Genomic DNA, 23,930 nt, shown 5'->3' on the forward strand with positions numbered 1-23,930 from the left:
GAATTCGAAAACGAATCCTGGTTGGAGAAGAGGCCGTTACGGGTATGCCCCTGTTAATTCAAAGTTGTTTAAAGAGGAGCTTCGCAAACCGTCGAAAGGCGCTTTCGATTTAGGTTGATATGAAATAAACCGCACCATGTACAGTGCGGTTTTTATTATGTTTACGTTGCAGGCACAGGTTCTGGATTATTCGGCTTGTCTTTGAGCATATAAGACAAGATCGGCGGCGTGAGCAGGGTGGTAAGGATAACCATGATCAGGATTACAGAGAATACGGTATCTGGAACCACGCCCAGCTGTTTGCCGATGGTGGCAAAGATCAGTCCTACCTCGCCTCGAGGCACCATTCCGAATCCGACCAAAGATTTACTCACCTTGCCGGCAACTGCACCGGCGATAATCTTTCCGGCAAAAGCCGCAATGGTAATGCCTAGCCCTGCTAGCAGGATCTTAGGATCAAATAGGGTTTCCAAGTTTACGCTCATACCTGTCATCACGAAAAACACAGGAACTAGGAACACTGCAACCGGCTCTATCAGCTCTTCGATATGCTTGTCGCTGTGATGCTTGGCTTTAGCTAACAACTTTTCTTTATGACTGTCATCGCTGGAAGATTCCGCATACTTGGCAAGGTCGGCCGCTGCAGCTGGCTTGGAGAAATAGTCAAAATGGACCGGGTCCAATACCAGACCGGCGGCAAAGGCTCCCACAATTGGAGCCAGACCGATTAGTCCGGCCAGCGCGGCAAATACCAAAGCAAAACTTATGGCGATAGTAAACTTCATGCCAATTCCGGTATGGATCTTGGACATGAACTTTCCTATATATGGAGCTATCAACTGTCCGACCACTATTGCTCCAACCAGGAAAGCGAGAGACTTTCCAAATATAATAGCCACCGTGGCTAAACTCACACTACCGGATGACACCAATGCAGAGACTACTGCCAGGATGATTAATCCAATAACATCGTCGATCACAGCCGCACCTAAAACAATCTTTGCTTCTGAGGTGTTAAGCTTGCCCATATCCTTAAAGACCCGTGCGGTAATACCTACGGAAGTTGCTGTGAGAGCTGCTCCTAAAAAGAGGTAAGTGTTATTCTCGAGACCTGGCAACAGCCATGGGCCGACCACCCAGGTTCCTAAAACGAACGGGGCTACGACTCCAACGATAGCAACTAAAAAAGCGCGCCATCCTACTTTACGCATCTCAGAAATGTTAGATTCTAACCCAACCTGAAACAGCAAGATGATTACACCAAGCTCCGCTAGGAATGGAAGAAAGGTGTCCGTTTTGATCGGATCAAACAGATGGATTCCCACCAGCGCTAAATTTCCCAAGACGATACCGATGATCAGTTCTCCTAATACTGCCGACTGCCCGAACCGTTCTACTAAGCTTGCCAGCTTCGCTGCTATCAAGATTACTGCCAGCCATAACAAAGTCATTACAGCTCCGTGGGCTCCGCCTTCACTCCCGCCTCCGGCAGCTTGCACAACAGGGGATAGTGCCAAAATTATAAGTCCCATAAAAGCGATGAACTTAACGCGCAGTTTGGGCAAATTGAAGTTCGGCAGATTCAGAATGTTTTGCAACATAAATATTAAATTTTCCCTCCGACTTAATTGGATATTAATTTTTCGACTAAAGTATTGTAGCTGAGCAGGGTATTTTTTTCAATCTACTTTGTAAGGAGTATTAATTATCACGCAGGTTACTATCTATTGGGCAGGACGTAAAAGTAACTGGAATATCCTGTTAGGGAATAACAATAAATATATATTGACAAACGATAAATAGGCATTTATACTAATATCGGTTAATTACATGTTTACTAAGTTTATTCAAAATTAATTTTTTTATTCGGATACTTATGAAGAAGGGTTCAACTTTGTTTCTTAAGCTGGTTATCATTTTTATGGGCTTAGTGGCTCTGGGGGTGATTGGGGTCGCTATACCTATCGCCTTTATAACGGGCGAACGCACGAATGAATACGTGCCGTTTTGGATTCTGATTTATCTAACAGCCATCCCGTTTTTTATGGCCTTATTAGAAGGAATGAGATTGTTAGGTTTCATCGATAAAAATACTGCCTTTTCCAATAATTCTGTGGCAGCCCTGGGTAAGATTAAAATTTATGCCATCGTAATGACCGTATTGTATTTAGCATGCTTGCCATGGGTGTTTAAAGCAGCGGATGCGGATGATTCTCCTGGTATGGTTTTAATGTGGACCGCATTTAGCTGTGCTCCACTCGTGATCGCCGTGTTTGCGGCATTGTTAAAAACTTTGCTTAAGAATGTGATCGATATCAAAGCAGAAAATGATCTAACTGTTTAAGGAGAAATATGGGAATTATTATCAACATCGATGTCATGCTGGCTAAAAGAAAGATGAGCGTTACAGAGCTTACCGAAAAAGTGGGGATTACGATGGCAAATCTTTCTATTTTAAAGAATGGCAAGGCTAGAGCAATTCGATTTTCTACTCTGGAAGCGATCTGCAAGGCTCTGGATTGCCAGCCTGGAGACATTTTAGAATATAAAACTAAAAAATAATTAACCAATAATTATGAATTTTACGCTATCGAAAACTCTATACACCTTACTGGCCAGCCTCGGCCTGGCCATAGTCTTTAACTTTTTGTTTTTTTACAACCAAGTGGGAATTTCGGTGTTTATTTTTGTGGCAGTCTTGCTTGGGGTGGTATTTGTGTTCGGCCGCAGCCAGCAGCTCGTAGCTAAGGATGCTCTGCAAAACAGCTGGTGGCTGATTGCGTTGATTGGGCTCTTTTCATTAATGCCGGCCGTAAGAGCGAACGGTTTTCTGGCATTCCTAAACATAGTAACTGTGTTTGGCCTGCTGATGGTGCTTGCATATCACTTAGTTGGCGTACCGGCTTTCATGATGAAGCTGCGCGATTATGTAGTACTAGCTATGTTGGTGCCATTTAGGATGTTGGCTAGAATGTTTGCTTCCATCTCCTTTATCAGCCAAGTGCGCAGCAATGTAAAGCACCGCGACGTTTGGATCCGGGTACTTAAAGGCATAATCATGGCTGTGCCAGTTTTGATTGTATTTGCCCTGCTATTTTCTAATGCGGATTTGGCTTTTTCCCAATTTCTTAACAGCGTAATTGATATCCAGGTAGAAGAGGTGACTATGCAGTACCTGGCTTTGTTGGGTTTTGCTTTCATAGCCGGTTTGAGCTATTTGTCTTTTATTTTTTTCCCTAAGCCTCAGGCCAGCCCTATTGCGCAGCCAGCAGATAGTGCGGCTAAAGAAGGCAAGGCGGTCGAAGTAATGGTCTTTCTCGGCCTTATTGCTACTTTGTTTATAGTATTTATCGGCTTTCAGGTTACCTACTTATTTGGGGGAGAAGCTAATATCATCAACGCGGGGTTTACTTACGCGGAATATGCCCGACGGGGTTTTTGGGAGTTACTGGCCGTATCTATCATATCCTTGGTTGTGTTGTTTGCGGCAGAAAAATATTCTGGCAGCGAGCGAAAGCGACATAGCCGTTTTTTGGTCCCGGCTCTTATATTGATCGGTGAGGTGGTGATTATTATAGTTTCCGCGTTTAAGCGTCTGTCGCTATATATAGATGCTTATGGCATTACTACCCAACGTTTTTATGTGGCGAGCTTTATTGCTCTGCTGTTGGTGCTATTTGTATTGCTTGCTGTAAAATTTGTCAGGTCCAAGCGTGAGCAATTTTTTTCTTTCGGTGCATTGCTAACCTTCGCTGGTTTTCTGGCTGTAATAAATATTATCAATCCTGACGGGTTCATAATGAAGTCTAATATTAAGCATTATGAAAAAACCGGCAAGGTTGATGTTCTTTATACAGAAGAGCTTTCTGTTGATGCTCTGCCTTATAAGTTGGAACTGTACGACAGGCTCCATGGAGAAGAAAAGGAAGTGCTAAGGAATTCCATACTGAACCATAAAGCTGGGTTATCTAGTGGCAGCTCCGAGTGGCAGGCCGCAAACCTTTCTCGATCTCAGGCCTTAAATATACTTAGAGATTTTTAGCGATCAGCTAAGACTGTTGGCTAATAATGCGCGAAGTGAGTTGCAAAAATCTAATTAACGGATTGCGCTTTTTCCATTGATCGTAATTTTGCTCTTGCGAAAGTTCCAGGTCTTTGACAAAAATATCAGAAAGCTGCTGAGCGAGACCGGCATCGAATATAGCCATGGCGTTTTCTTCATCCAGTCGGCGAGAGCGCGAGTTTAAATTAGGAGAGCCGATTACAGACATTTTGTCGTCTACTACAAAAAACTTGCTGTGAAGGAAGGTAGGCTGGTATTCGTAAACTTTAACTCCGGCTTCCAGCAAGTCCTGGTAGTAGTTTTGCGCTCCCCAGCGCACCATTTTATTGTCGATGTTTTTACCGGGCAGCATTAATCGGACGTCGACACCGTTGTGCGCCTTATGCCTAAGAACTTCCATCAGGTCGGTATCGCCGACAAAATAAGGCGTGGCTATATATAATTTTTCTTTTGCCGCGAGCATGGGCAGGAGCAGGAATTTAGGCATGGGTTGGGAATCGTCAGCGGGGGAGCTGGCAATATGCACGAACTTAATTTCTGAACCTGGTTGTTCGAAAGCAGTCGGATAAATATCTTCTCCTAGCAAAATTTCCCCAGAGGAGCTGGCCCAATGGTCGACGAAGGCGTCCTGCAGGCTGCGAGCCATAGGGCCGCTAACTTTAAACATCATATCTCTCCAGTGCTTCGGGCTTTGGGCATTTCCCAGCCACGAGTCGGACACGGCCATGCCGCCCGTGAAGCCGACTTTTCCATCTATCACTATCGAACGCCTATGGTTTCGGCGATGGTAGCGGGTAAGTTTGCCGAAAGTCGCCGTTCGGTAGCTCTCCACTTTAGCGCCGGATGCTTTTAGCTCTTCGAAGAGATCATCAGGCGCGTTTTTGCTGCCTAATCCGTCTAGCAGGACCCGTACCTGCACTCCCTGTTTTTGCTTTTCTAGTAATACTGGCAGGATCATGTCGCTGGCTTCGCCGTCTTCCCAAATGTATACAGAAAAATTGATGGTCTTCTTAGCATCCCGGAAGCTATCTAACAGCGCCGGATAGAAGCCGTCTCCGTTATTCAAAATTTCCACAGAGCCACCTTCTTCTAAGCCGGCATTAACCGTGTGAGCCAGATTGATAGGGAAGTCTAAGGAATCTACAGCTGGTACCGGGCCGTTGGTGTAATGGTATTTTGGACTAGAACCCTTGGCAAAGAACAACGCCCCGATAATGCTTAGTACGCTCACGACGCCGATGATAAAAAACGCAACTTGCCACCAACGGTAAGCAGTCAAAGCACTCGCCGCATATTGGAATAAATTTTTCATGGTCTTTATGAATTTTTTCATAGCATTCAGTTATAAATTAAATATAAGCGGATTTGTATTTTGAGTATAACAGCTGGGAAGGAAGTTTTCACTTTTAAAACCAAACTAAAAACCCCATTCAGGGAATGAGGTTGTTAGTGGTAGCGCTACGGGGAATTGAACCCCGGTTTGGCGGATGAAAACCGCCTGTCCTAACCACTAGACGATAGCGCCATAATGTTATGGAAACGAATTTAACTTTCAAATTTTAACATAAACCTGGAATTTTTTCAAGCTCTAACGATAGCCAAAATTGATTTAAAATAACAAAAAAACAGCAATAAAAAAGAAAACTGCTCACTATGTTTAGTGGGCAGTTTTAATATTCGGCGGCTATGCTAACTCTTCGTTTTCATGGCCGTGCGACTTGGTGGCGAACCAGGCTCCGAATACCACCAGGGCTAGCAATACATGCTGCCATTTAAGGTGGCTGGCTACTCTTCCGATCTCTGATGCATGGGCGATCACGATGACCGCCCCGACAAAATGATGGGCGTAGCTCTTAGTATTGTGCCGTAATTTGCGCAATACTTTTGAAGAGATGAACATAGCATCCTTTCTACCTGCGATATATCCGCAGGATTCCTCCGTTAATTTTCCGGTTGTTCTAATGCCTCTTTGGCATTCGGAACGCTCCGGACGCTACGGTATACTCCTAAATAAGGGTTTTGTCAAGGGTGTTTGGGGTGGGAGAGAATAAACATTTGACATGCTAGTGATGAGGGGATAGTATAAATAAGTACCCCCCCATGGGGGGTTATAATAATCAATATATATGGCAAAATCAATTACCGATGCACAAATCAATATTATTAAGCGCATCAAAACTGCTCAGGGTCACTTAGGCGCCGTGGCCAAAATGGTCGAAAAAGACAATTACTGCATGGATATTATCAATCAAAACCACGCGGTTATCGAAGCGCTCCGCAAAGTTAACGAACTCATCTTGGAAGGATATTTAGGGGAGTGCGCTTTGGATGCCGTAGCGAGCAAAAGCGCTGCGCGCCGCAAGGAAGCCGTAAAAGAGCTATTAAAGATTTATTCGAAGAAGTAACAATCATAACTGCTGTAGAGAAGCTTGCGTAAGCTGGATATCCGCTTCAGCAGATAAAAAGAAAGGTAAGTATGAACGAAACACACAAAGTTATTATCATCGGCTCCGGTCCAGCCGGTTTAACAGCAGGATTATATGCTGGTCGGGCAGAGCTCCAACCACTATTATTTGCAGGCAGCCAGCCTGGCGGGCAGTTAACTATTACCACAGACGTCGAAAACTTCCCTGGTTTTCCGGAGGGTATTCAGGGCCCAGAATTGATGGACAAAATGACTAAGCAAGCCGAAAGGTTTGGCACAAAAGTTATTCAGGAAAGCGTTACTAGCGTGGATTTTTCTTCCAAGCCTTACAAAGTTAAAACCGAACAAAATGAGTACCAAACTCACAGCGTTATTATTGCTACCGGTGCAGAAGTTAAATGGCTGGGGTTGGAAAACGAAAGCCGGCTCCGCGGCCATGGGGTCACTGCGTGCGCAACCTGCGACGGCTTCTTCTTTAAAGGATTGGATGTTGTAGTTATTGGCGGCGGCGATAGTGCTATGGAAGAAGCTACTTTCTTAACCAAGTTTGCCAAGAGCGTGACTATTATTCACCGCCGTGACGAATTTAAAGCATCGAAGATCATGCTTAAGCGTGCACAAGAGAATGAGAAGATTAGTTTTATTACCAATGTAACAGTAGTAGATATTTTAGGTGAAGATTCTATGACCGGCATAGTGGTAAAAGATAATAACACCGGCGAAGAGCGCACTATAGAAGCACAGGGTTACTTTGTGGCTATTGGTCATGCGCCGGCGGTTACTGTTTTTAAAGATGCTGGCGTAGAGCTGGACGATAAAGGCTATATTGCGCAAAAGCGTTTTACCGAAACTAATATTCCTGGAGTGTTCGTGGCTGGCGATGTGCACGATCACCGTTATCGCCAGGCGGTCAGTAGCGCAGGAGAAGGCTGTAAAGCTGCACTGGATGCAGAAAAATACTTAACCGAAACTTTAGGAGAATAAATATATGACAAACAATCCATTCGAATCAGCTAAAGCTCAATTGGCGCAAGCCGCTAAAGTTGCCGGTCTCGACTTAAAAAAGGTTGATCAGCTTAACAGTCCGGACCGTTATATAGAAGTCAGTATTCCTGTACAGATGGATGACGGCTCTCAGCGCATCTTTACCGGTTTTCGCAGTCAGCACAACAATGCGCGCGGTGCATATAAAGGCGGCATTCGTTATCATCAGGATGTAAATTTAGATGAGGTACGCGCCTTAAGTTTTTGGATGACATTTAAAAATGCAGTTATCGACGTGCCTTTTGGTGGCGGCAAAGGCGGTATTATTGTTAATCCCAAAGAACTTTCCGAAGCCGAATTGGAGCGCTTGTCTCGCGGCTATATGAAGCAAATGTGGCGTAATTTCGGTCCGGAGGTGGACGTGCCTGCACCTGACGTAAATACTAACGGCCAGATTATGGCATGGATGCGAGATGAGTTTGAAAAGATCACAGGCACCAGCGCTCCGGGTGTTATCACTGGCAAGGCAGTGGAAAATGGCGGCAGCGAGGGCCGTACAGAGGCAACTGGTTTTGGTGGTGGTTACGTGCTGCGTGAGGCGTTGAAAGCCGGATTAGTCGCCGGCGCCACGGAAGATAGTGGCCGCAAAACAATTGCGATTCAAGGATTTGGAAACGTCGCAACTTATTTGGCTGAATATGTCAAAGAACACGGGTTTAAGATTGTGGCTCTGTCCGACAGTAAAGGCGGTGTGTACAGCGAAGATGGGATTGATGTTGGTGCAGCCGAAGCGCATAAAAAGAGCAATGGTAGCTTGGCTGGCTTAGAGGGTACAACAGAAATTACTAATGAGCAATTGCTAGAATTAGATGTGGATGTGTTAGTTCCTGCAGCATTAGAAAATGTGTTAACCGCTGATAATGCAGAAAAGGTAAGAGCTAAATTTATTTTGGAAATGGCCAATGGCCCAACTACTCCGGAAGCAGATGAAATTTTTGCAAAGAATGGCGTTGCCGTGGTTCCTGACATCTTGGCAAACAGCGGAGGGGTATGCGTGAGCTATTTTGAATGGTATCAAAACCAGAACAATGAGAAATGGAGCAAGGACGATGTCCTTAAAAAGCTGGATGAACATATAGTTGCTGCGTTCAAGGCTGTGAGAGAAGCGCAAGAAAAGTACTCGACCACTATGCGAACCGCGGCTTATATTGTGGCTAGTCAGAGGATCATAGAAAAGATGTAAAAAAAGAAGCGCACAAGCAACTGCTTGTGCGCTTTATTATATTGATGACGGTCATGGCTAAATAATGCCGCCATTATAGAATCTCTTCGACCTTCTAAAGCCCCCTCTGGCTTTAAATGCCGTTCGCTGCTGGATGGTTCCGCAGGTAGACTGCTTCATGGCTTGGTCAGCGATAGCGACTTCTTCGTCGTGCTTTGTTTGCTCACTGGTTCTCTGATTTTTACCCTGGGTGTCCTCGGTTTTATGATTCATTGGGCCTCCTTGTAGGTTCAGAAATAATAGCTTATATAAGCAAATAAATCAACCCCATGATATAATTACCCTATGTATGACACTATAATCATCGGCGCCGGCCCGGCTGGAATGACAGCAGCGATCTACACGGCGCGTCGAAAATTAAAAACGTTGGTGATTTCAAAAAATATCGGCGGGCAGATGGTTTGGAGTGCGGATGTAGAAAACTATAGTGGCTTCTCAGTGATCGCCGGGGCCGATTTGACTTTAAAATTTGAAAAGCATATGGAGAGCTTAAAAGATGATTTGGAGATCAAGCTCGATACGGAAGTGGTTCATATAGAAAAGAATATCACCAGCTTTAATGTCACCGATAAATTTGGCAATGTTTATTATGCAAAAACTATAATCATCGCCGCAGGAAAGGAGCCTAAGCACTTGGGTGTACCGGGGGAGAAGGAATTGTTTGGTAAGGGAGTGGCTGTATGCGCTACTTGTGACGCTCCTTTATATAAGGATAAAAGGGTGGCTGTGGTAGGAGCGGGAAATTCCGCCATGGATGCTATTTACGCTCTTTCAAAAGTTGCCAAGCAAGTGTTTGTAATGAATATCAATGAAGATTTTAGCGGAGAAGAGGCTTTAAAGGATAGAATTTTGAACATGCCGAATGTGAAGTTATATCAGAATACTAAAGTTACAAAGATTGTGGGCGACAAGAAAGTAAAGGCCATTGGCATTGCCACTTACGGAAAAGATGAAGAAGAGCTAGCAGTAGATGGGGTTTTTATAGAAATAGGCTACGAGCCGAGCGTTGAGTTTGCCGACCTCGTAGATAAGAATGATAAAAATGAGATTAAGGTAAATGGCGATTTGGCGACAAATATCCCTGGAATCTTTGCTGCAGGTGACATTAACGACGCATGGGGCGAGCAGATCATCATTGCCGCCGGCGAAGGCGCTAAGGCAGCCATGGCCGTAAGTAATTATTTAAACAAGATAAAATAATGTGTACACCAAGCAGTTTAAGGACGAGCTTTAATCCGCTTCCAAGAGTTCTTGGTACATTCTTAAGAGGTTTTGACTTTACCACCGGCTTGTTGTAGAATACACAGTTACAGGAGGAAATATGAATTCGGAAAAAGATTTAAATACTGCTTCGGATTGGCATGGCCATCTTTATAGGTATAGAGGTCAGTTTTTAGTTTCATTCGCCCTCTCAATGCTGCTTATGAATTTCATAGCATTCGGAGCATATGCCGCCAGATGGAACGTGCTGTTTTACGCTTTTGCCTTTCTCTGTTTTGTAGGTATTGCCAATAAGATCAATGAGGTTATGGCTAATAAGCATGGGGCTGTGATAGTCCATGGCTATGTTTCGGTTTTTCTCACCGGCCTTATTATTCTAAGCTTCGTAATGTTTGGCAGCAGTGATTCGCCGCTGCTGAACACCTTCATTTGGTCCATACCGGCTTCCGGGTTTGCAATCTGGGTCTTTACCTGTGTTTCTCACAAAAGAGTATCAGTAAAATAAACTCCTCGTTTAGAGGAGTTTTTTATATTGCTTTAACTGAATTATGAATTTACGCGTTCGACATAAGCGCCATCTCGGGTATCGATTTTAACCACTTCGCCTTCTTTAATGAACATCGGAGCTTGCACTACTAATCCGGTTTCTAATTTGATTGGCTTAGTAACATTGCCGCCGCTGTTACCAGTGATCCCAGGAGGGGATTCAACAACTTTAAGATCGACTTTGATTGGCAATTCTATGGATACCGGCTTGCCGTTAAAGCGCAAAACCATAACCTTGGTACCTTCTATTAAAAAAGGTTCCTGTTCGGCAGTGATTTCTTTGGCAAAGTCGATGGTCTCGAAAGTTTCGTTGTTCATGAAGTGGGTGCCTTCTGCGTCGGCGTACAAAAAGTTGGCGTTCTCTCGGGTCACATCGGCAGCTTCGACTTTTTCTCCAAACTTGAAGTTGTACTCCAGTACTTTGCCGGTAATGACATTGCGAAGCTTGGCTTGCATTACTGGCTTGCGTTGAGCAGTGCGCATGCGGTTAGACCAGATAACCTGGAAAGGCTCTTTGTTTAACAGCACAACTGCCCCTAATTTTACGTCGTTTAAATCCATGTGTGTTTATGTTAATTCAATAGCCGCGCGGGAACCGCGCGGCTGAGTGTTAAGCTGCTACGAAAGGCAACAGCGCCATGTGGCGTGCGCGCTTGAGAGCAGTAGTGATCATGCGCTGGTGCTTAGGGCAAGAACCGGTGCGGTTGCGGCCCATAATCTTGGCATGAGGGGACATAAAGCGTCGCAGAGTCTGCGCATCTTTGTAGTCTACGGTGCTAATTTTGTTGGAGCAAAAGTAGCAAACCTTCTTCATAACTGGAGCGTCGTTGCGCTTGTCGTTACGGCGGTTGTTATTTTCTCTTGGCATTAGATAATTAGTGATTAGTTATTAGTGAGCCGCTGGTTGATAGGCGGCAGGGGATTAAAAGGGAATGTCGTCGACATTAATGTCTTCGCCTTGTTGAATAGTAGGTAGTTCTTCGGTAGGGAAGGACTGGTCGTTTGTGTTGGCTGCCGGGCGGTTGTAACCGCTGGCCATTGGGTTTCCAGCGTTATTGTTTCCCTGGCTGCTATTGCCGCCGCTTCCGCCGTCTAGCATGATCATGTTGTCGGCGATAATCTCGGTCTTATAATTCTTTTTTCCAGTTTGCTGGTCGTCCCAAGAACGGGTCTGGAGGCGGCCTTCGATGTATACGCGCTGGCCTTTTTTAAGGTACTGCGCTGCGATTTCACCCAGCTTACGCCATAAGACAATGTTGTGGTATTCGACATTTTCTACTTTTTGGCCAGTCTGTTGATTGTTGTAAACGAAGTTAGTCGCTAAGCCTAGCTGGCACACGCTGGCTCCGGCTGGAGTGGTGCGCAATTCTGGATCACGGGTTAGGCGGCCAATGATCATTACTTTGTTTAAGTCCATATTTTTAGTTTAGATTCTGCCGCAGTCATCCTTTGGCTATTTAATAATAATTCGAACCTCTACTTTTACTGAACTTCTTCGCTCAAAGCCTTTTCGATTTCTTCATCAAGCTGCTCGTTGCTTACTGGAGCAGTCTTTTTGGTTGGCTTTGGTTTGCTTTCGGCAGTTGGAGCTGCGACAGTTTCTTCCGGAGGGCGGCGCTTAATTTTAGACTGAACAACTCGATCTTTTTCCAGTCGTTCCAAGTGCTCATCTATATTGATAACTAAATGGCGGATAATAGTATTCTTCTGGGTGCGAATCTTAGCTTCTAAAGCAGCTAAGTCTTTGCCTTCCATATCGAAATTGATCACGCCATAGTGACCGTTGCGAGTCTTACCAATTTGGTAAGCTAATTTTTTCTTACCCAACAATTCGTGGTTAAGATTGTTACCACCGAAGTCAGAAACAGTTTGTTCAATCTGTTTAGAGGTTTCGGGTACCTGATCGTCAGATACGCTAGACGCGAGAATATACATTAACTCGTATCGCGGCATAAGGATAGGCTCCTTATCTCTATACCCCAATCGGCATAGAGAATATTAATAATGATTTATTCTTTTGAGATCTCAGGCTTATTCTATATGTGTTGGCATCAAGGCCAAGTAAAGAAAATACCAGTTTTCTTCAAAATTTCCTTAATTTTAGCTCAAATAGAGGAATTTGGCAAGGGCTAGTTGGCGAACCGAAAATGAACCACGTCGCCATCTTGGACGACATATTCTTTGCCTTCCACTCGCAACCAGCCTTTTTCTTTGGCGGCAACGTAGCCGCCGGCCTCTAACAATTTGTCCCACTGGATGACTTCGGCGCGTATGAACCCATGTTCAAAGTCGGTGTGGATGACGCCGGCGGCTTGAGGAGCCTTTGTGCCTGCTGGGCATGTCCAGGCCTTGCTTTCCATTTCTCCGGCAGTGATGAAAGTGATCAATCCTAAAGTTTTGTAAGCAGAGGTAATAATCTTGTCCAAGCCGCTGGCAGTGAGGCCAAGCTCTTTTAAGTACTCATCTCGATCTGCATCATCTAGCTGGGCTAATTCCGTTTCTAGCTTGGCATCAACCAAAATAACATCTCCAAAGTGAGTGTTAGCTTCGGCGTTGTTCAGTATGTCGGCGGTAATTTCCTTTCCGTCTTCGCTTTCGTACTTTTTGGTAGAGATGTTATAAGTAGAATTAGCGGCAAGCAGGAATGGCTTGGTGGTTAACAGCTGAACATCTTTGCTGGCTTTTTTTTCTTCGTCTGTAAGCACAACAGTATTGGCCATTTTACCAGCTTCTAAAGCAGCCTTGTATTTTTCTAAAACTCCCTGTCTAACTTTCGCATCGCGGTCGCCGCTCTTTACCATCTTTTCATTGCTGACTAAGCGCTTTTCTACATTTTGCAAATCTGCTAACTGCAATTCGATACCAATAGTTTCGATGTCGCGCTTGGCATCCACAGAACCATTAACGTGAATGATATCATTATCGTTAAACAGTCGAGCGACTTCTAAGATAGCGTCGACTTCTCGGATGTGAGATAAAAATTGATTGCCTAAGCCTTCACCCTTGTGAGCGCCACTCACTAATCCGGCAATGTCTACGAATTCTATAGTTGTAGGCACGATCTTTTTGCTTTTCTCTTGCTCGGCTAATTTAGCTAAGCGATCGTCTGGAACAGGTACCACCCCGACATTAGGATCGATAGTCGCAAAAGGGTAGTTAGCAGCCTCGACAGAGGATTTAGTTATAGCGTTAAATAGGGTAGACTTGCCTACATTCGGCAAGCCAACGATTCCAATTTGAAATGACATAAGCTATATTGTACTGTATTTGACGGATTCTGTCGATTGGCATAGAATCTGGTTAGCTCAGCAGTTTGAGCGATCCCAACAAAAAAGAGGTACATACAAAATATGACAGTTAACGGCGGCGGACCCAACGGGTCCAATATTTTGACCACTCATCCAAAGCGAAAGAAGCTCGGGTTTGCAGACAAGCAGCCTAAGAAAAACTTTCTTCCTGAAAAGGAGGAAGTTGCAAATTCGCAGGAATCCAGTTCCAGGGAACGAGACCGAGTATATAGGCTCGCAGATCTCCCGGCAACTGTAAGAAATGCGTTTCTGAGCAATCTTATCGATGCTCACAGTCATCGCATTGACGATATAAACTCCGAAGACATTGCAACGGCTTTTAAATCGTTGCCAGATGTTAGGGGTTTGCCTCTCAAGACCAAGGATGAGAACAATGCGCCAATCGTAATTGTTCGCCTTGCCGATCGCAAGGCAAAAACGATCATAACTGTTGAAGACACGCTGCAGTACTTGCAGTAAGAATAAACACCGCGCCAGGCCAGCAACACTGGACGCGGTTTTTTTATGCAGGATCAACCCTCGCGTCTTCTGATTGCTAAGATGGTATAATAAAAGAAAGTCTTGGAGGAGACATGCACATACCCAAAAAACTGAACCCTAATTACACCCCTGTTGTCGATTTTTTTAGGATTGTGGAAGACGGAGAAGGCGAGTACGCAGAAAAAATGCGCCGATTGGCCATTGATATCGGAAACTCTTTATGGAAAGTTAGCCGCAAGCCTGACAAGTGGCTGATGAGAAACCTCAAAAAATTCTTCCTAAAATCCCAATGGTTTAGGAAGGTTCGCATTATTCGTCGACGCTTGTATCTGTTTCGCCGCAAAGGCCGCTTCGCTATTGTTCTCACTCGGGGACAGATTTATAATCTTAAGCTCATGGCTAAAGATGCCAAGCAGGAAGCGCGGCAAGCCCGCGAGCTCCGCCTGCAAAGTGCGTAAAATTACGCACTTTTTATATTTGCTATAATACGTATACACATTTGATAAGTTAGAAAATTTTATGAAAGTCACTAATTTTAAAAAGCTTAAACCAAAGAAATTATTTGTGTTCGACCTTGACGATACTTTAGCCGAATCCAAGACACCTATGGATGCGGAAATGGCCGGGCTGATTCAGGAATTATTAAAGAGCCACAAAATGGCAGTAATCGGGGGTGGGAAATATGAGATTTTTAAATGGCAGTTTATAAAAGAGCTCAAGGCTCCCGCGAAGCTGCTTAAAAATTTGTATTTATTCCCAACCTGCGGCAGCGCTTTTTATAGATACAATAGCGGCTGGAAAAAGGTCTACGCGCACTTGCTGTCTACTAAAGAAAAGCAGCAGGTTCGCAAAGCTTTTGATGATGTCTACGAAGAAATGAATTATAAGCATCCGAAAAAGGTTTATGGGGAAATTCTAGAAGATCGCAAATCGCAAATGAGCTGGTCGCCGTTGGGGCAAGAGATAGCGACGGTACTAGGTAAGAAAGGCGTACAGCTGAAAGCGCAATGGCGTTCTAAGTATGATCATGTGCGCATGGAAATGGCTAAACGCCTTGCTAAGCACCTTCCTAATTTAGAAGTCCGTGTTGGTGGCATAACTACTATCGACGTAACAATGAAAGGAATCGATAAAGCCTACGGAGTAAGGCAAATGGAGAAGCAGCTCAAAGTAAAAGTAAAAGACATGGTCTACACTGGCGACGCAATTTTCCCTGGCGGTAACGACTATTCCGCTTTAAAGACTGGAATCGATTATATCAAAGTAAAAGGCCCAGAAGACACCAAAAAAGTTATCCGTGCCTTATTAGAAAATCGATAATTAGGTATAAATAAAACCGGACTAAAGTAGTCCGGTTTTTTCTTTAACTTCGAGCATGGTCTGCTCCGCCAGCTGGCGGGCTTTGGCTGCTCCGTCGGCCAGAATTTGAGCCAGTTTGGCCTTGTCATCTAACAGCTCTTTCTTCTTGGCTCTAAAATCCGCAAAGTAGTTAGCGATGCTGTCGGCCAGTGTAGACTTTAACTCGCTGTACTTGATGCTGCCGTCTTTTATCGCGCCTCGGAATTCGCTGGCTACCGCTTTATCTCCGAACTGTTCTAGCAAGTAGATGAGATTATCCACGCCTGCTCCGCCTTCGCCGCCGCTGGCGGTTACAGCCTTCTTGAGTTTCGCCTGTATTTCGTTGGGTGAGTCGTCCATATAGATCGGATCGTCGCCTGTCTTGCTCATTTTCTTAGCCGGGTCCTTTAGGCTCATGATTCGCAGCGGCTTTCTTACAAACGGTTTTGGTTCCGGGAAGGTTTGCCCAAATTGTTTGTTGAATTTGCGAGCGATGGTGCGGGATAGTTCGATATGCTGAACTTGGTCATCGCCAACCGGTACGAAGTTTGGCTTATACAGCAAGATGTCTGCCGCCATCAAAGCAGGGTAGGTGAGCAGTCCTGCGTTTACGGCATCCTTTTGGCTTCGGCCTTTGTCTTTGTATTGCGTCATTCGTTCCAGCTCGCCAACCGGTACAATGCAGTTAAAGATCCAGGCTAGCTCGGCGTGTTCCAAAACGTGGTTTTGGATGAAGATGACCGATTTCTCCGGGTCTAATCCTGCTGCGATGTATTCGGCCACAACTTCTAGAGTATCCTGGCGAAGCTTTTTAGGATCGCGCGGTACTGTGAGAGCATGAAGGTCGGCTACAAAGAAGTAGCATTGCAGCTTACCTTCATTCTGAATGTCCACAAATTGCTTTAAAGCCCCCAGATAGTTGCCGACATGCATTCTGCCTGTTGCCTGTACGCCTGATAAGATTGTTTCTTTTTTCATATTCATAGTATATCAAACTCCTTAGTTAGAATTGAGGTATAGTACGCCTGTGTCTGTTTCTTTGTACCACGGGTTGTCCGTGGGAGTGAAATCAGAGATCAAGCAATTACGGGATTTGGCATAGCGGCCCAGTACCAGAAAGTATGATGATTTTCTGATGCTGCGCGCATAAGCTTGCTCCCATGTGATGTTTGGATAAATTTTTTGGTAAAAACTCATCCTAGCCAGAGTTTCGGTTGTAAGCCGATTCTCGAATTGCGGACTGTTGAGGATAAACGATTCCTCTTCCCGGCATTTTGTTTCCAGGTCTGCTATCAGCGCTGTCATAATCTCAGATTTCCAGCCGTAGCCTTTTACAACCTCTCTCGTTTTGTTTGCGCTGGATATAACTTTGCTTACAAAATTTGACTGATTGGTGCCGCTGTAAGTTAATAGCAGGGGATCGCTGCGATCCTGGTCTGGATAAACTATAGTAGCCTTAACGGGTACGCCTAAGCTTATCAGGTTTCCCAGAAAACCGATCTGACTCTTTGCCAAGCCGGATATGCCATCTCCTAATCCTTTTAACAATCCTTCGCTGCCCGGCTTATTGCTCCAATCCGGGCAGGCCGGGGCAATAATTTTAACTTCGCCTGCGTCCAATATTGTTTGGCCGATACGGAACGCGGATTTTTTATTATCCGCATTGCTTTTGCAAAGGCCGATTATGGCTGGCAGCCAATTTAAAACAGTGGGCAGGAAGTCTAAGGACCCTGTCTGCTGAGCGTACTGCCTAAGCGCGCTTTCGAGCTTTTTGCGATAAAAATCGTAGTTCATTTTTCCTCCTAAGATAACAAAAAACACCTTCCGCAAAAGTCTAGAAGGTGCTTAGTTTATATGTATTAGATCAAACTTAAGCTAGACTTCGCGGTTAGGCAAAGTCCACCATGCAGAGTTAGCAAATTGGCGCTTAATTTGATTCATGCCTGTATAATATTCCCTGGTGTTGACTATGTCAAGCTTTTGGTATAATATTTTTAGTCAGAGAGAAAAGTCTAGGAGGAAAACCAATAATGATAGTAGAGTGCATTGTCTGTGGCATGAAGGTTAGGGTGGACCCTGATACTAAGCTCATTAGCAGACATCCCCAAGGCGAAAGTCCTGATTTATGCCCAGCATCCGATAAACTATTTTCCCAAAGAGTTGAGGACATAAACGAATCGAGCGGTCCGGTAGTTGCTCCTCACATGGGTTTCCCGCCGAATGATCGGCACGGGTTTGGCAGGTAAGCAAAAATTGAAAAGCGTTACGAAATTCGTAACGCTTTTATTATTTTATCCTTAAACTCTCACTCCGTTCACTACACGGATTCCAGGTTTCGAGTTTTCAAGTTCTCTGCTTAGCCGTTCCAGAGAGGCCTTCCAATGCTTGCATCGCGGGTTTTCTGCTTGGGTTAATACCACAGCTTCGAACATGGCTGCCCGCAACTTTAGATATAGTTCGTACTCTTTGGTCAGAAAGAGCAGTCTGATTTTGTACATTTCTTTGTCCGTCAGTTCGTCGCACTTGGTATAGCCGCTGGCTGCGCACGCTTTCTCGTGTTCTACCCAAAAGCTTCTAAACCCTGGCGGAACATCTTCGGAAACCGCATAAATATTCGAAGCCGGATCGGCAATTGCAAAATAGGGGATCTGCATTGCCTGTGGGTGAAAATCTCGCGGCATGACCAGGTAATTAATTCCAGAGCGAGTCTTTGCGCGGGACTGAGCATTGTTTATTACATATTGGATAAACTTCTTCATGTATTTTTATTGCTCCTCCTTAGAATAAAATACATATCAGTATAATGTAAAAAACTCCTCTGGTCAAGGGTGTGGCAGTTTTGGGAATAAAAAAACCGGCTTACGCCGGTTTTAATTATTTGAATTGGGTAATTACACTTCGATAACAACTGGTAGAATCATTGGACGTCGTTGGGTCTTTTGGAAAAGATATTCTCCAACTTCGTCACGGATCTGTTGGCGGAGGTTAGCCCAGTTAGGCTCGCCTTTGCCTTTATTGCCGCTTTCAATAATTTTGCGGATTTCATGCTTCACTTCGCGAAGCAAGTCTTCGTTGTTCTTCATGTATACGAATCCGCGAGATAGAATTTCTGGCGGGCTGGTGAGCTTGTTAGCGTGACGGTCGATAGTCGCAATGATTACGAACATACCGTCTTGAGCCATCGCCTGGCGGTCGCGGATAACCACTTCGCCTACGTCACCAATTCCTAAACCGTCTACGAATACGTATCCGGCTGGAACTTTCTCGTTAAGAAGCTTGGCTGTTCCCTTTTGGTCGATAGTTAAAATCGAACCATTTTCCAAAACGAAGCAGCGGTCTTCGGTAATGCCAATGCTTTGCGCTAGCTTAGCGTGGGCTGCAAGCATGTGGTGTTCGCCATGAATTGGGATGAAGAATTTTGGCTTGGTAAGCTGCATCATCAGTTTCAGTTCTTCCTGCTGACCATGACCACCGGTGTGAATGTCTAGAATTTTGTTATAAATAACGTTAGCGCCAAGGCGGGTAAGGTTATCGATAACAGTTACAATAGAGCGTTCGTTGCCAGGAATGGTAGAAGCAGAAATTACGACTGTATCTTCCTTTTTAACTTTAATGAAGCGATGCTCGCCGCGGGACATGCGAGCTAGCTGCGAGCTTTCTTCGCCTTGTCCGCCAGTGGTTAGGACAACAATACTGCTGTCTGGGTAGCGACTGGCTTGTTCAGACTTGATGATAATCTTCGGCTGAATGCGCAAGTAGCCCATAGAGATTGCTAGTTCTAACGTGCTTACAATAGAACGGCCGGTAACAATAATCTTGCGATTATGCTTGGCTGCAATATCTAATACCTGTTGGATGCGGGGGATTAAAGAAGAGAAGCTGGTAAAGATAATACGGCCTTTGGCTTCGGAAAAGATTTGATCAATTTTTTTACCGATCTCCCGTTCGGATACGGAATATCCTGGTTTAACGGCATTAGTGGAGTCACTAAGCAAAGCTAATACGCCTTCGCTGCCAAATTGAGCGATTTTGTTGAATTCTGCTGGTGTTTCGTTAATTGGGGTATGGTCAATTTTCCAGTCACCGGTATGAAGTACCTGTCCAATAGGCGTGCCAATAGAGATACCGACTGAGTCAGGAATGTTGTGGTTTACAGCAAAGAAACGAATGCGGAAATTGCCGAGAGGAACCATGTCATCTCGTCCGACAACGTTAATTTTAGTGCGGTCTGCTAAGTTGAATTCTTCTAAGCGTTTCTTGATCATGCCGGCAGACAGCTTCATGGTATAGATCGGAGGATCGCCTAGCTTTGACATAATATAAGGCAAGGCACCGATGTGGTCCATGTGCCCGTGAGTAATGATGATACCGCGAATATTTTTTTTCTTATCTTCCAAATATTTAGTTTCCGGAATGATGTAGTCGATTCCTGGCGTGGTTTCGTCTGGAAATGAAAAACCAGCGTCGACAATAACAATGTCATCGCCAAATTCATAAGCCATCATATTAGCACCTACTTCTTCGAGTCCTCCCAACGGGATGATGCGAAGAGTATCGCGGGATACGGTATAGGCACTGTTAGAGCCGCTTGGCGGCTGTGGTAACGGCGTTAAGCTGCTTTCGTGAGAACGAGTTGGCAGCGGACGCATGCCGGATCGCGAGCGGGAACCGCTGCGATTAGCTGGACCACGACCTGCTGGCCTGCTGTTCGCCGGGCCGCGGTTTGGAGTAGTTTTGCGGGCAGTTGCTGCTCGCGGGGTGGAGCTTTTGTTAGAAGCTGCGCTCGCAGGTGTGCGAGTTGGTTTTTTGATCATATTTTCTCTATTACAAGACGGAGTCTTCGTACGCAGTCTTGTTGTCATCAGCAATAGCCTCTAAATTTAAAATGCTTAAGCTTTGCTTTGATTTCAACAATTAGTTTATCCGGAACTCGTTTTGCGATATGCAAAGAACGAAGTACAGAAGACTCAACTCTTGTTAATTATTGTTTTGTGTCGAAAGTGAATTTTGCAGATAAAGTTATGATTGGCAAATAAAAAACTGTGGCCAAATAAAATTATTTGAATATTCAGTTGAATCAGGGAAGTGGCTTCCGGGGCCGCCTTCGGCTGATTTATTACGCTTCAATTTGCGTAATTAACACATGAATTTTTACTTTCTTTTGAAAGGAAATAAAATCTCATCTGTTCTCAATTTCTTTTGTTAGGATAGAACCAGATCTTATTGAGTAAATTCAGTATATCAGGAATAGGTTATTTTGTCAAACCATTTTGCCCAAAAATGGCTTATTTATAGGTTATTATGGGGTTACTTTTCGTAGATTTCTATAGGCAGACCGTCAGGATCGGCAAAGAAAAAGAATTGCTTATTGGCGGTTTCGTCAGTGCGGATTTCTTCCGCTTCTACATTTTTAGAAATCAGTTCATTCCGGACTTTAGATATCGAATCAGCCGAAAAGGCGATGTGCCTTAAGCCGGCAGCTTCCGGATAACTGGGTCGGGATGGGGGATTGGGAAAAGAGAATAATTCAATCTGGGTTTGGTTGTTAACTACCAGATCTAGCTTATAAGAATTGCGCTCCGATCGGTAGGTTTCATTGATAATTTTAAAGCCCAGAACTTCTGTGTAGAACTTTTTGGACTTCTCGTAGTCGGAGACGATTATTGCAATATGGTGAACTGAATTTAAATTCATAAAGATTTGGTGCCGCGGGAGGGACTTGAACCCTCACGACCTTGCGGTCATACGCACCTGAAGCGTACGTGTATGCCAATTTCACCACCGCGGCAGATTAACTTTGTGATTATAGCTGTTTATCTCGAGTTTTTCAATCGCATTGACATAAGGAGGATTGCCCAGTATCTTAAGGTAAACATCTTTGGAGGAATATATGTTAGGTAGACTTATTTTTTTGATCGCTATGTCGTTTGCCTTGGCTGGGATTACAAATTATTCCTATGCCCAAGCAAGTCCGACTCCTACCCCTTCTCCCACAGCGACTGTGGCAGCTAGTCCAAGCCCTTCCCCAACAGCGACGCCGGTAAAAAACAATACCGGCTACCCTATTTGGAAAACTATCACTATAGGTAACTTTAAAACCAAGTCCGAGTTGCTTGCCGCTCTTCAAAAAGCAGGGGTTACCGCCTTGTCGTCGAATTTAATTGAAGGAAACTCTTTTGCGTTGTCAGCAGAGCCGGTGCAGATAAATTTGGTGCGGGTTAAAGTTAAAGATTTCCAGATAGACAGGTATGGAGCTTATCGCAAAGAATTTTTTGCCAAAGCCTTATCTAAAGGTCTGGCCTTATGCCCTTTGGAGGTGGGTCCGCAGCTGAGATTGCAGTACACTGGCCAGCCGAATAACGAACTCCTGCGAGTTGCCAGCGAACCAATTATGGATGCGGGTTATCTAAACTTCTTTTCTCTGGAGCAATGGCCGGGGTTTAAGCCCTGGCTATACGCTCGAAACAGAAGGCCGACAGAAGATTTTTGGTACGATGAGGATGAGTGGGTATTTATGCTTCCGCCCCCGATCAAGAAAGTCCTAGAGAATAAATAAGCACAGCAGAGCTGTGCTTTTTAATTTTTTTGGAACACCCGTTTGGTATCCAGGTACCAATAGCGGAGGTTGTAGAAGCGGGCGGTTTCGTCCGGCAGGCTGTGGATGTTGAAGCCTTTAATTTCATCGGAAATTGCGTAAGTATACACCGACTGCACTAAGAAGATAGCCGGCAAGTCTTGTTTGATAATGTCATGGATTTGCAAATACAACGCGTCCCGTTCGGTTTTGTTGGTGCTGGCACGAGCTTCACTCATCAGTCCGTCTACCTTTGTGTTGGAATAATTCGACAGGTTTAAGCCGGGGGATTTGGTCTGGCTAGAATGCCAAAATACAAACGGGTCAGGGTCAGCGCCAAGTTTTTGGGCAAACAGCAGCATGTCGTAGTTGCGCGGCTTAATGACAGACTCGTTTAATTCGCGGGTCGGCAGTGTATTAAGAGTTACGTTTACTCCAATAGCTTTCCAGGCTTCTATTAAAATCTCCGCACTGCGGACATTGATGCCGGAGTCATTGGTGGCCATGGTAAATTTAAGTTCATTGGCGCCTTTTTTCCTAATATTTGTCATAGGATCTAGTGTCCAGCCGGCTTGGTCCAGAAGGCTGTTGGCTGCAGCCAGGTCTGTATTGAGGTTTAGTTCCGGTAGATTAGAAACGTGCTGAGTTAAAATCGGACTGTCGATTAATAAGCCTTGCCCTTCGAATACTTCATTTAATACCCGCGTTTTATCTGCCGTCATATTCAAGGCTTGTCGTACTCGGTTATCGCCCAAAGATTTCTGCGCAGTGTTAATAAACACAGCCTGGTACTGCGGCATTGGAATTTGGTGAATCTCTAAATTCTTGGCAGACTGCTTAATGCTTATGCGCTGTTCAAATTGGCTGAAGCCAAAACCGTCAATCTGGTTGCCAAGCATGGCTTTGAGCAGATCGTCGCTGGTTTCGTAAAAATTTAATTTTACTATGCTGATATAAGCTGGTTGAGGGGTAAAGTTTTGGAACGATTCCAAAGTTAAAGTTTGAATCTTGCCTTCGTTAGTCTTCTTTACTTCTTTAACGCGATAAGGACCGCTGCCAATTGCTTCTATATTTGCGATCGAGTTTAAGAATACTTCCGGAGTTTCTTTGCCGCGGACCACTTCGCTTATTAATGGCAAGGTTAAGTTGTTTAGGAATGGGCCAGAAGCGCTTTTGAGTTTGAACACTACGGTTTTTTCGTCCGGAGTTTCTACGGTGGTCGATAGCCACTCGCTGCGGCGGGGACTGTTGAATTCGGCATTTTGCAATGTGCGAATAGTAAAGGCTACATCCGCCGATGTTACAGGCAAACCGTTATGCCACTGCGCATCGCGGAGTTTTACAGTATAAGTTTTACCGTCGTCAGTAACTTCTGGAAAACCGGCAGCCAGGTCGGCAACTACATTACCGTCTTCATCAAAGCGGTATAACCCGGAATAAATGAGATCCACCAAAGCCTTATCGGTGTTAGTAGTAGCATAGAGGGGGTTGAGGAATCTTGGCTGCCCAAGAACGCCTTCGATGTACATGCCACTTTGCGCAGGAATAACCGCAGTGTATTGCTGAACTAATTTTGCACTGCTATATCCAAAGCTTACAAAAGCAACCACTACTAAGAAAAGAAACACGTATTTTTCCCGTTTTCCCATTAATGAAAAAACTCTCCGCAGAACGGAAAGTCTGATGTGGCGCAGAGCGCGGATTCCTTG

At 44.7% G+C, this 23,930-nt stretch carries 27 protein-coding genes and 2 tRNA genes; 12 read left to right on the forward strand and 17 right to left on the reverse strand.

Going from position 1 to position 23,930, the window contains the following annotated elements; genetic code table 11:
- Positions 1 to 161: 161 nt before the first annotated feature.
- The gene (locus IPM19_00170) at positions 162 to 1,451 is read right to left on the reverse strand and encodes a cation:proton antiporter (GenBank protein QQS23407.1); all 1,290 of its coding nucleotides are present in this window, start codon (positions 1,449 to 1,451) and stop codon (positions 162 to 164) included.
- A gap of 425 nt (positions 1,452 to 1,876) precedes the next feature.
- Between IPM19_00170 and IPM19_00175 the strand changes: the two genes are divergently transcribed.
- From IPM19_00175 to IPM19_00185, 3 genes are read left to right on the forward strand one after another with little or no spacing between them, the layout of a single operon-like run.
- Positions 1,877 to 2,344, forward strand: coding sequence for a DUF2975 domain-containing protein (locus tag IPM19_00175; GenBank protein ID QQS22977.1), 468 nt, complete (start codon positions 1,877 to 1,879; stop codon positions 2,342 to 2,344).
- Positions 2,345 to 2,352: 8 nt separating this feature from the next.
- A complete protein-coding gene (locus tag IPM19_00180; protein QQS22978.1) occupies positions 2,353 to 2,562 on the forward strand; it encodes a helix-turn-helix transcriptional regulator in 210 nt (69 codons plus the stop codon).
- Between the two features lie 13 nt (positions 2,563 to 2,575).
- Positions 2,576 to 4,042 (forward strand): DUF4173 domain-containing protein, encoded by a 1,467-nt coding sequence (locus IPM19_00185; protein QQS22979.1) that lies wholly within the window; start codon positions 2,576 to 2,578, stop codon positions 4,040 to 4,042.
- Positions 4,043 to 4,049: 7 nt separating this feature from the next.
- Here the strand turns inward: IPM19_00185 and cls are convergent, their stop codons facing one another.
- From cls to IPM19_00200, 3 genes are all read right to left on the reverse strand, one after another.
- On the reverse strand, positions 4,050 to 5,396 hold the full coding sequence (cls, locus tag IPM19_00190) for a cardiolipin synthase (GenBank protein ID QQS22980.1): 1,347 nt from the start codon (positions 5,394 to 5,396) through the stop codon (positions 4,050 to 4,052).
- A gap of 117 nt (positions 5,397 to 5,513) precedes the next feature.
- A tRNA-Glu gene (locus IPM19_00195) sits at positions 5,514 to 5,588 on the reverse strand.
- 159 nt (positions 5,589 to 5,747) lie between these two features.
- Complete coding sequence (locus tag IPM19_00200; GenBank protein ID QQS22981.1) at positions 5,748 to 5,963, reverse strand: hypothetical protein; 216 nt, start codon at positions 5,961 to 5,963, stop codon at positions 5,748 to 5,750.
- Positions 5,964 to 6,189: 226 nt separating this feature from the next.
- On the opposite strand from IPM19_00200, the gene IPM19_00205 reads away from it, so the two are divergent.
- The 3 genes from IPM19_00205 to IPM19_00215 all read left to right on the forward strand — a co-directional run bounded on the left by IPM19_00205 (position 6,190) and on the right by IPM19_00215 (position 8,715).
- A complete protein-coding gene (locus tag IPM19_00205; GenBank protein ID QQS22982.1) occupies positions 6,190 to 6,468 on the forward strand; it encodes a metal-sensitive transcriptional regulator in 279 nt (92 codons plus the stop codon).
- A 71-nt stretch (positions 6,469 to 6,539) separates the two neighbouring features.
- Entirely contained in the window at positions 6,540 to 7,472 is a 933-nt protein-coding gene (trxB, locus tag IPM19_00210; GenBank protein ID QQS22983.1) for a thioredoxin-disulfide reductase, read from the forward strand.
- A 4-nt stretch (positions 7,473 to 7,476) separates the two neighbouring features.
- Positions 7,477 to 8,715 (forward strand): Glu/Leu/Phe/Val dehydrogenase, encoded by a 1,239-nt coding sequence (locus IPM19_00215; GenBank protein ID QQS22984.1) that lies wholly within the window; start codon positions 7,477 to 7,479, stop codon positions 8,713 to 8,715.
- 57 nt (positions 8,716 to 8,772) lie between these two features.
- On the opposite strand, the gene IPM19_00220 is transcribed toward IPM19_00215, so the two are convergent.
- Positions 8,773 to 8,967 (reverse strand): hypothetical protein, encoded by a 195-nt coding sequence (locus IPM19_00220; GenBank protein ID QQS22985.1) that lies wholly within the window; start codon positions 8,965 to 8,967, stop codon positions 8,773 to 8,775.
- A gap of 72 nt (positions 8,968 to 9,039) precedes the next feature.
- Between IPM19_00220 and IPM19_00225 the strand changes: the two genes are divergently transcribed.
- Both IPM19_00225 and IPM19_00230 read left to right on the forward strand, forming a co-directional pair.
- Positions 9,040 to 9,954 (forward strand): FAD-dependent oxidoreductase, encoded by a 915-nt coding sequence (locus tag IPM19_00225; GenBank protein ID QQS22986.1) that lies wholly within the window; start codon positions 9,040 to 9,042, stop codon positions 9,952 to 9,954.
- A gap of 121 nt (positions 9,955 to 10,075) precedes the next feature.
- On the forward strand, positions 10,076 to 10,480 hold the full coding sequence (locus IPM19_00230; GenBank protein QQS22987.1) for a hypothetical protein: 405 nt from the start codon (positions 10,076 to 10,078) through the stop codon (positions 10,478 to 10,480).
- A gap of 41 nt (positions 10,481 to 10,521) precedes the next feature.
- On the opposite strand, the gene efp is transcribed toward IPM19_00230, so the two are convergent.
- The 5 genes from efp to ychF all read right to left on the reverse strand — a co-directional run bounded on the left by efp (position 10,522) and on the right by ychF (position 13,769).
- Complete coding sequence (gene efp, locus IPM19_00235; GenBank protein ID QQS22988.1) at positions 10,522 to 11,082, reverse strand: elongation factor P; 561 nt, start codon at positions 11,080 to 11,082, stop codon at positions 10,522 to 10,524.
- A 49-nt stretch (positions 11,083 to 11,131) separates the two neighbouring features.
- Positions 11,132 to 11,389, reverse strand: a complete 258-nt coding sequence (locus tag IPM19_00240; GenBank protein ID QQS22989.1) for a 30S ribosomal protein S18 — start codon at positions 11,387 to 11,389, stop codon at positions 11,132 to 11,134.
- Between the two features lie 54 nt (positions 11,390 to 11,443).
- Positions 11,444 to 11,938 (reverse strand): single-stranded DNA-binding protein, encoded by a 495-nt coding sequence (locus IPM19_00245; GenBank protein QQS22990.1) that lies wholly within the window; start codon positions 11,936 to 11,938, stop codon positions 11,444 to 11,446.
- Between the two features lie 65 nt (positions 11,939 to 12,003).
- Positions 12,004 to 12,474, reverse strand: coding sequence for a 30S ribosomal protein S6 (gene rpsF, locus IPM19_00250; protein QQS22991.1), 471 nt, complete (start codon positions 12,472 to 12,474; stop codon positions 12,004 to 12,006).
- A gap of 176 nt (positions 12,475 to 12,650) precedes the next feature.
- Positions 12,651 to 13,769, reverse strand: a complete 1,119-nt coding sequence (ychF, locus tag IPM19_00255; protein QQS22992.1) for a redox-regulated ATPase YchF — start codon at positions 13,767 to 13,769, stop codon at positions 12,651 to 12,653.
- A 102-nt stretch (positions 13,770 to 13,871) separates the two neighbouring features.
- Between ychF and IPM19_00260 the strand changes: the two genes are divergently transcribed.
- From IPM19_00260 to IPM19_00270, 3 genes are all read left to right on the forward strand, one after another.
- Positions 13,872 to 14,288 carry a hypothetical protein gene (locus tag IPM19_00260; protein ID QQS22993.1) on the forward strand — a complete coding sequence of 139 codons (417 nt, stop codon included), beginning with the start codon at positions 13,872 to 13,874 and terminating at the stop codon, positions 14,286 to 14,288.
- Between the two features lie 113 nt (positions 14,289 to 14,401).
- Positions 14,402 to 14,767 carry a hypothetical protein gene (locus tag IPM19_00265; GenBank protein QQS22994.1) on the forward strand — a complete coding sequence of 122 codons (366 nt, stop codon included), beginning with the start codon at positions 14,402 to 14,404 and terminating at the stop codon, positions 14,765 to 14,767.
- A 61-nt stretch (positions 14,768 to 14,828) separates the two neighbouring features.
- Positions 14,829 to 15,629, forward strand: coding sequence for an HAD-IIB family hydrolase (locus tag IPM19_00270; protein QQS22995.1), 801 nt, complete (start codon positions 14,829 to 14,831; stop codon positions 15,627 to 15,629).
- Positions 15,630 to 15,650: 21 nt separating this feature from the next.
- Here IPM19_00270 and trpS read toward each other — a convergent pair whose 3' ends face one another.
- The 6 genes from trpS to IPM19_00300 all read right to left on the reverse strand — a co-directional run bounded on the left by trpS (position 15,651) and on the right by IPM19_00300 (position 21,435).
- Entirely contained in the window at positions 15,651 to 16,625 is a 975-nt protein-coding gene (gene trpS / locus IPM19_00275; protein QQS22996.1) for a tryptophan--tRNA ligase, read from the reverse strand.
- A gap of 21 nt (positions 16,626 to 16,646) precedes the next feature.
- Positions 16,647 to 17,441, reverse strand: a complete 795-nt coding sequence (locus tag IPM19_00280) for a hypothetical protein (protein ID QQS22997.1) — start codon at positions 17,439 to 17,441, stop codon at positions 16,647 to 16,649.
- A gap of 503 nt (positions 17,442 to 17,944) precedes the next feature.
- Positions 17,945 to 18,406, reverse strand: coding sequence for a hypothetical protein (locus tag IPM19_00285; GenBank protein QQS22998.1), 462 nt, complete (start codon positions 18,404 to 18,406; stop codon positions 17,945 to 17,947).
- 132 nt (positions 18,407 to 18,538) lie between these two features.
- Entirely contained in the window at positions 18,539 to 20,461 is a 1,923-nt protein-coding gene (locus IPM19_00290) for an RNase J family beta-CASP ribonuclease (protein QQS22999.1), read from the reverse strand.
- A 493-nt stretch (positions 20,462 to 20,954) separates the two neighbouring features.
- The gene (locus IPM19_00295; GenBank protein ID QQS23000.1) at positions 20,955 to 21,341 is read right to left on the reverse strand and encodes a VOC family protein; all 387 of its coding nucleotides are present in this window, start codon (positions 21,339 to 21,341) and stop codon (positions 20,955 to 20,957) included.
- A 7-nt stretch (positions 21,342 to 21,348) separates the two neighbouring features.
- A tRNA-Leu gene (locus tag IPM19_00300) sits at positions 21,349 to 21,435 on the reverse strand.
- A 102-nt stretch (positions 21,436 to 21,537) separates the two neighbouring features.
- Between IPM19_00300 and IPM19_00305 the strand changes: the two genes are divergently transcribed.
- Positions 21,538 to 22,203: a hypothetical protein gene (locus tag IPM19_00305; GenBank protein ID QQS23001.1), complete on the forward strand. Its 666-nt coding sequence runs from the start codon at positions 21,538 to 21,540 to the stop codon at positions 22,201 to 22,203.
- A gap of 20 nt (positions 22,204 to 22,223) precedes the next feature.
- Here IPM19_00305 and IPM19_00310 read toward each other — a convergent pair whose 3' ends face one another.
- Positions 22,224 to 23,870: a peptide ABC transporter substrate-binding protein gene (locus IPM19_00310; GenBank protein ID QQS23002.1), complete on the reverse strand. Its 1,647-nt coding sequence runs from the start codon at positions 23,868 to 23,870 to the stop codon at positions 22,224 to 22,226.
- Positions 23,871 to 23,930 lie beyond the last annotated feature (60 nt).

Source organism: bacterium (genome assembly GCA_016699995.1).
Taxonomy (GTDB): domain Bacteria; phylum Patescibacteriota; class Doudnabacteria; order UBA920; family UBA920; genus UBA920.

Coding starts and splice junctions, on each gene's coding strand:
- IPM19_00240 (QQS22989.1), bottom strand. CDS start 11,389: ATGCCAAGAGAAAATAACAACCGCCGTAACGACAAGCGCAACGACGCT.
- IPM19_00280 (QQS22997.1), bottom strand. CDS start 17,441: ATGAACTACGATTTTTATCGCAAAAAGCTCGAAAGCGCGCTTAGGCAG.
- IPM19_00285 (QQS22998.1), bottom strand. CDS start 18,406: ATGAAGAAGTTTATCCAATATGTAATAAACAATGCTCAGTCCCGCGCA.
- IPM19_00215 (QQS22984.1), top strand. CDS start 7,477: ATGACAAACAATCCATTCGAATCAGCTAAAGCTCAATTGGCGCAAGCC.
- IPM19_00205 (QQS22982.1), top strand. CDS start 6,190: ATGGCAAAATCAATTACCGATGCACAAATCAATATTATTAAGCGCATC.
- IPM19_00290 (QQS22999.1), bottom strand. CDS start 20,461: ATGATCAAAAAACCAACTCGCACACCTGCGAGCGCAGCTTCTAACAAA.
- IPM19_00310 (QQS23002.1), bottom strand. CDS start 23,870: ATGGGAAAACGGGAAAAATACGTGTTTCTTTTCTTAGTAGTGGTTGCT.
- IPM19_00260 (QQS22993.1), top strand. CDS start 13,872: ATGACAGTTAACGGCGGCGGACCCAACGGGTCCAATATTTTGACCACT.
- IPM19_00175 (QQS22977.1), top strand. CDS start 1,877: ATGAAGAAGGGTTCAACTTTGTTTCTTAAGCTGGTTATCATTTTTATG.
- IPM19_00200 (QQS22981.1), bottom strand. CDS start 5,963: ATGTTCATCTCTTCAAAAGTATTGCGCAAATTACGGCACAATACTAAG.
- IPM19_00265 (QQS22994.1), top strand. CDS start 14,402: ATGCACATACCCAAAAAACTGAACCCTAATTACACCCCTGTTGTCGAT.
- efp (QQS22988.1), bottom strand. CDS start 11,082: ATGGATTTAAACGACGTAAAATTAGGGGCAGTTGTGCTGTTAAACAAA.
- ychF (QQS22992.1), bottom strand. CDS start 13,769: ATGTCATTTCAAATTGGAATCGTTGGCTTGCCGAATGTAGGCAAGTCT.
- IPM19_00180 (QQS22978.1), top strand. CDS start 2,353: ATGGGAATTATTATCAACATCGATGTCATGCTGGCTAAAAGAAAGATG.
- cls (QQS22980.1), bottom strand. CDS start 5,396: ATGAAAAAATTCATAAAGACCATGAAAAATTTATTCCAATATGCGGCG.
- IPM19_00185 (QQS22979.1), top strand. CDS start 2,576: ATGAATTTTACGCTATCGAAAACTCTATACACCTTACTGGCCAGCCTC.
- IPM19_00295 (QQS23000.1), bottom strand. CDS start 21,341: ATGAATTTAAATTCAGTTCACCATATTGCAATAATCGTCTCCGACTAC.
- IPM19_00230 (QQS22987.1), top strand. CDS start 10,076: ATGAATTCGGAAAAAGATTTAAATACTGCTTCGGATTGGCATGGCCAT.
- IPM19_00170 (QQS23407.1), bottom strand. CDS start 1,451: ATGACTTTGTTATGGCTGGCAGTAATCTTGATAGCAGCGAAGCTGGCA.
- IPM19_00305 (QQS23001.1), top strand. CDS start 21,538: ATGTTAGGTAGACTTATTTTTTTGATCGCTATGTCGTTTGCCTTGGCT.
- trpS (QQS22996.1), bottom strand. CDS start 16,625: ATGAAAAAAGAAACAATCTTATCAGGCGTACAGGCAACAGGCAGAATG.
- IPM19_00270 (QQS22995.1), top strand. CDS start 14,829: ATGAAAGTCACTAATTTTAAAAAGCTTAAACCAAAGAAATTATTTGTG.
- IPM19_00245 (QQS22990.1), bottom strand. CDS start 11,938: ATGGACTTAAACAAAGTAATGATCATTGGCCGCCTAACCCGTGATCCA.
- IPM19_00225 (QQS22986.1), top strand. CDS start 9,040: ATGTATGACACTATAATCATCGGCGCCGGCCCGGCTGGAATGACAGCA.
- IPM19_00220 (QQS22985.1), bottom strand. CDS start 8,967: ATGAATCATAAAACCGAGGACACCCAGGGTAAAAATCAGAGAACCAGT.
- trxB (QQS22983.1), top strand. CDS start 6,540: ATGAACGAAACACACAAAGTTATTATCATCGGCTCCGGTCCAGCCGGT.
- rpsF (QQS22991.1), bottom strand. CDS start 12,474: ATGCCGCGATACGAGTTAATGTATATTCTCGCGTCTAGCGTATCTGAC.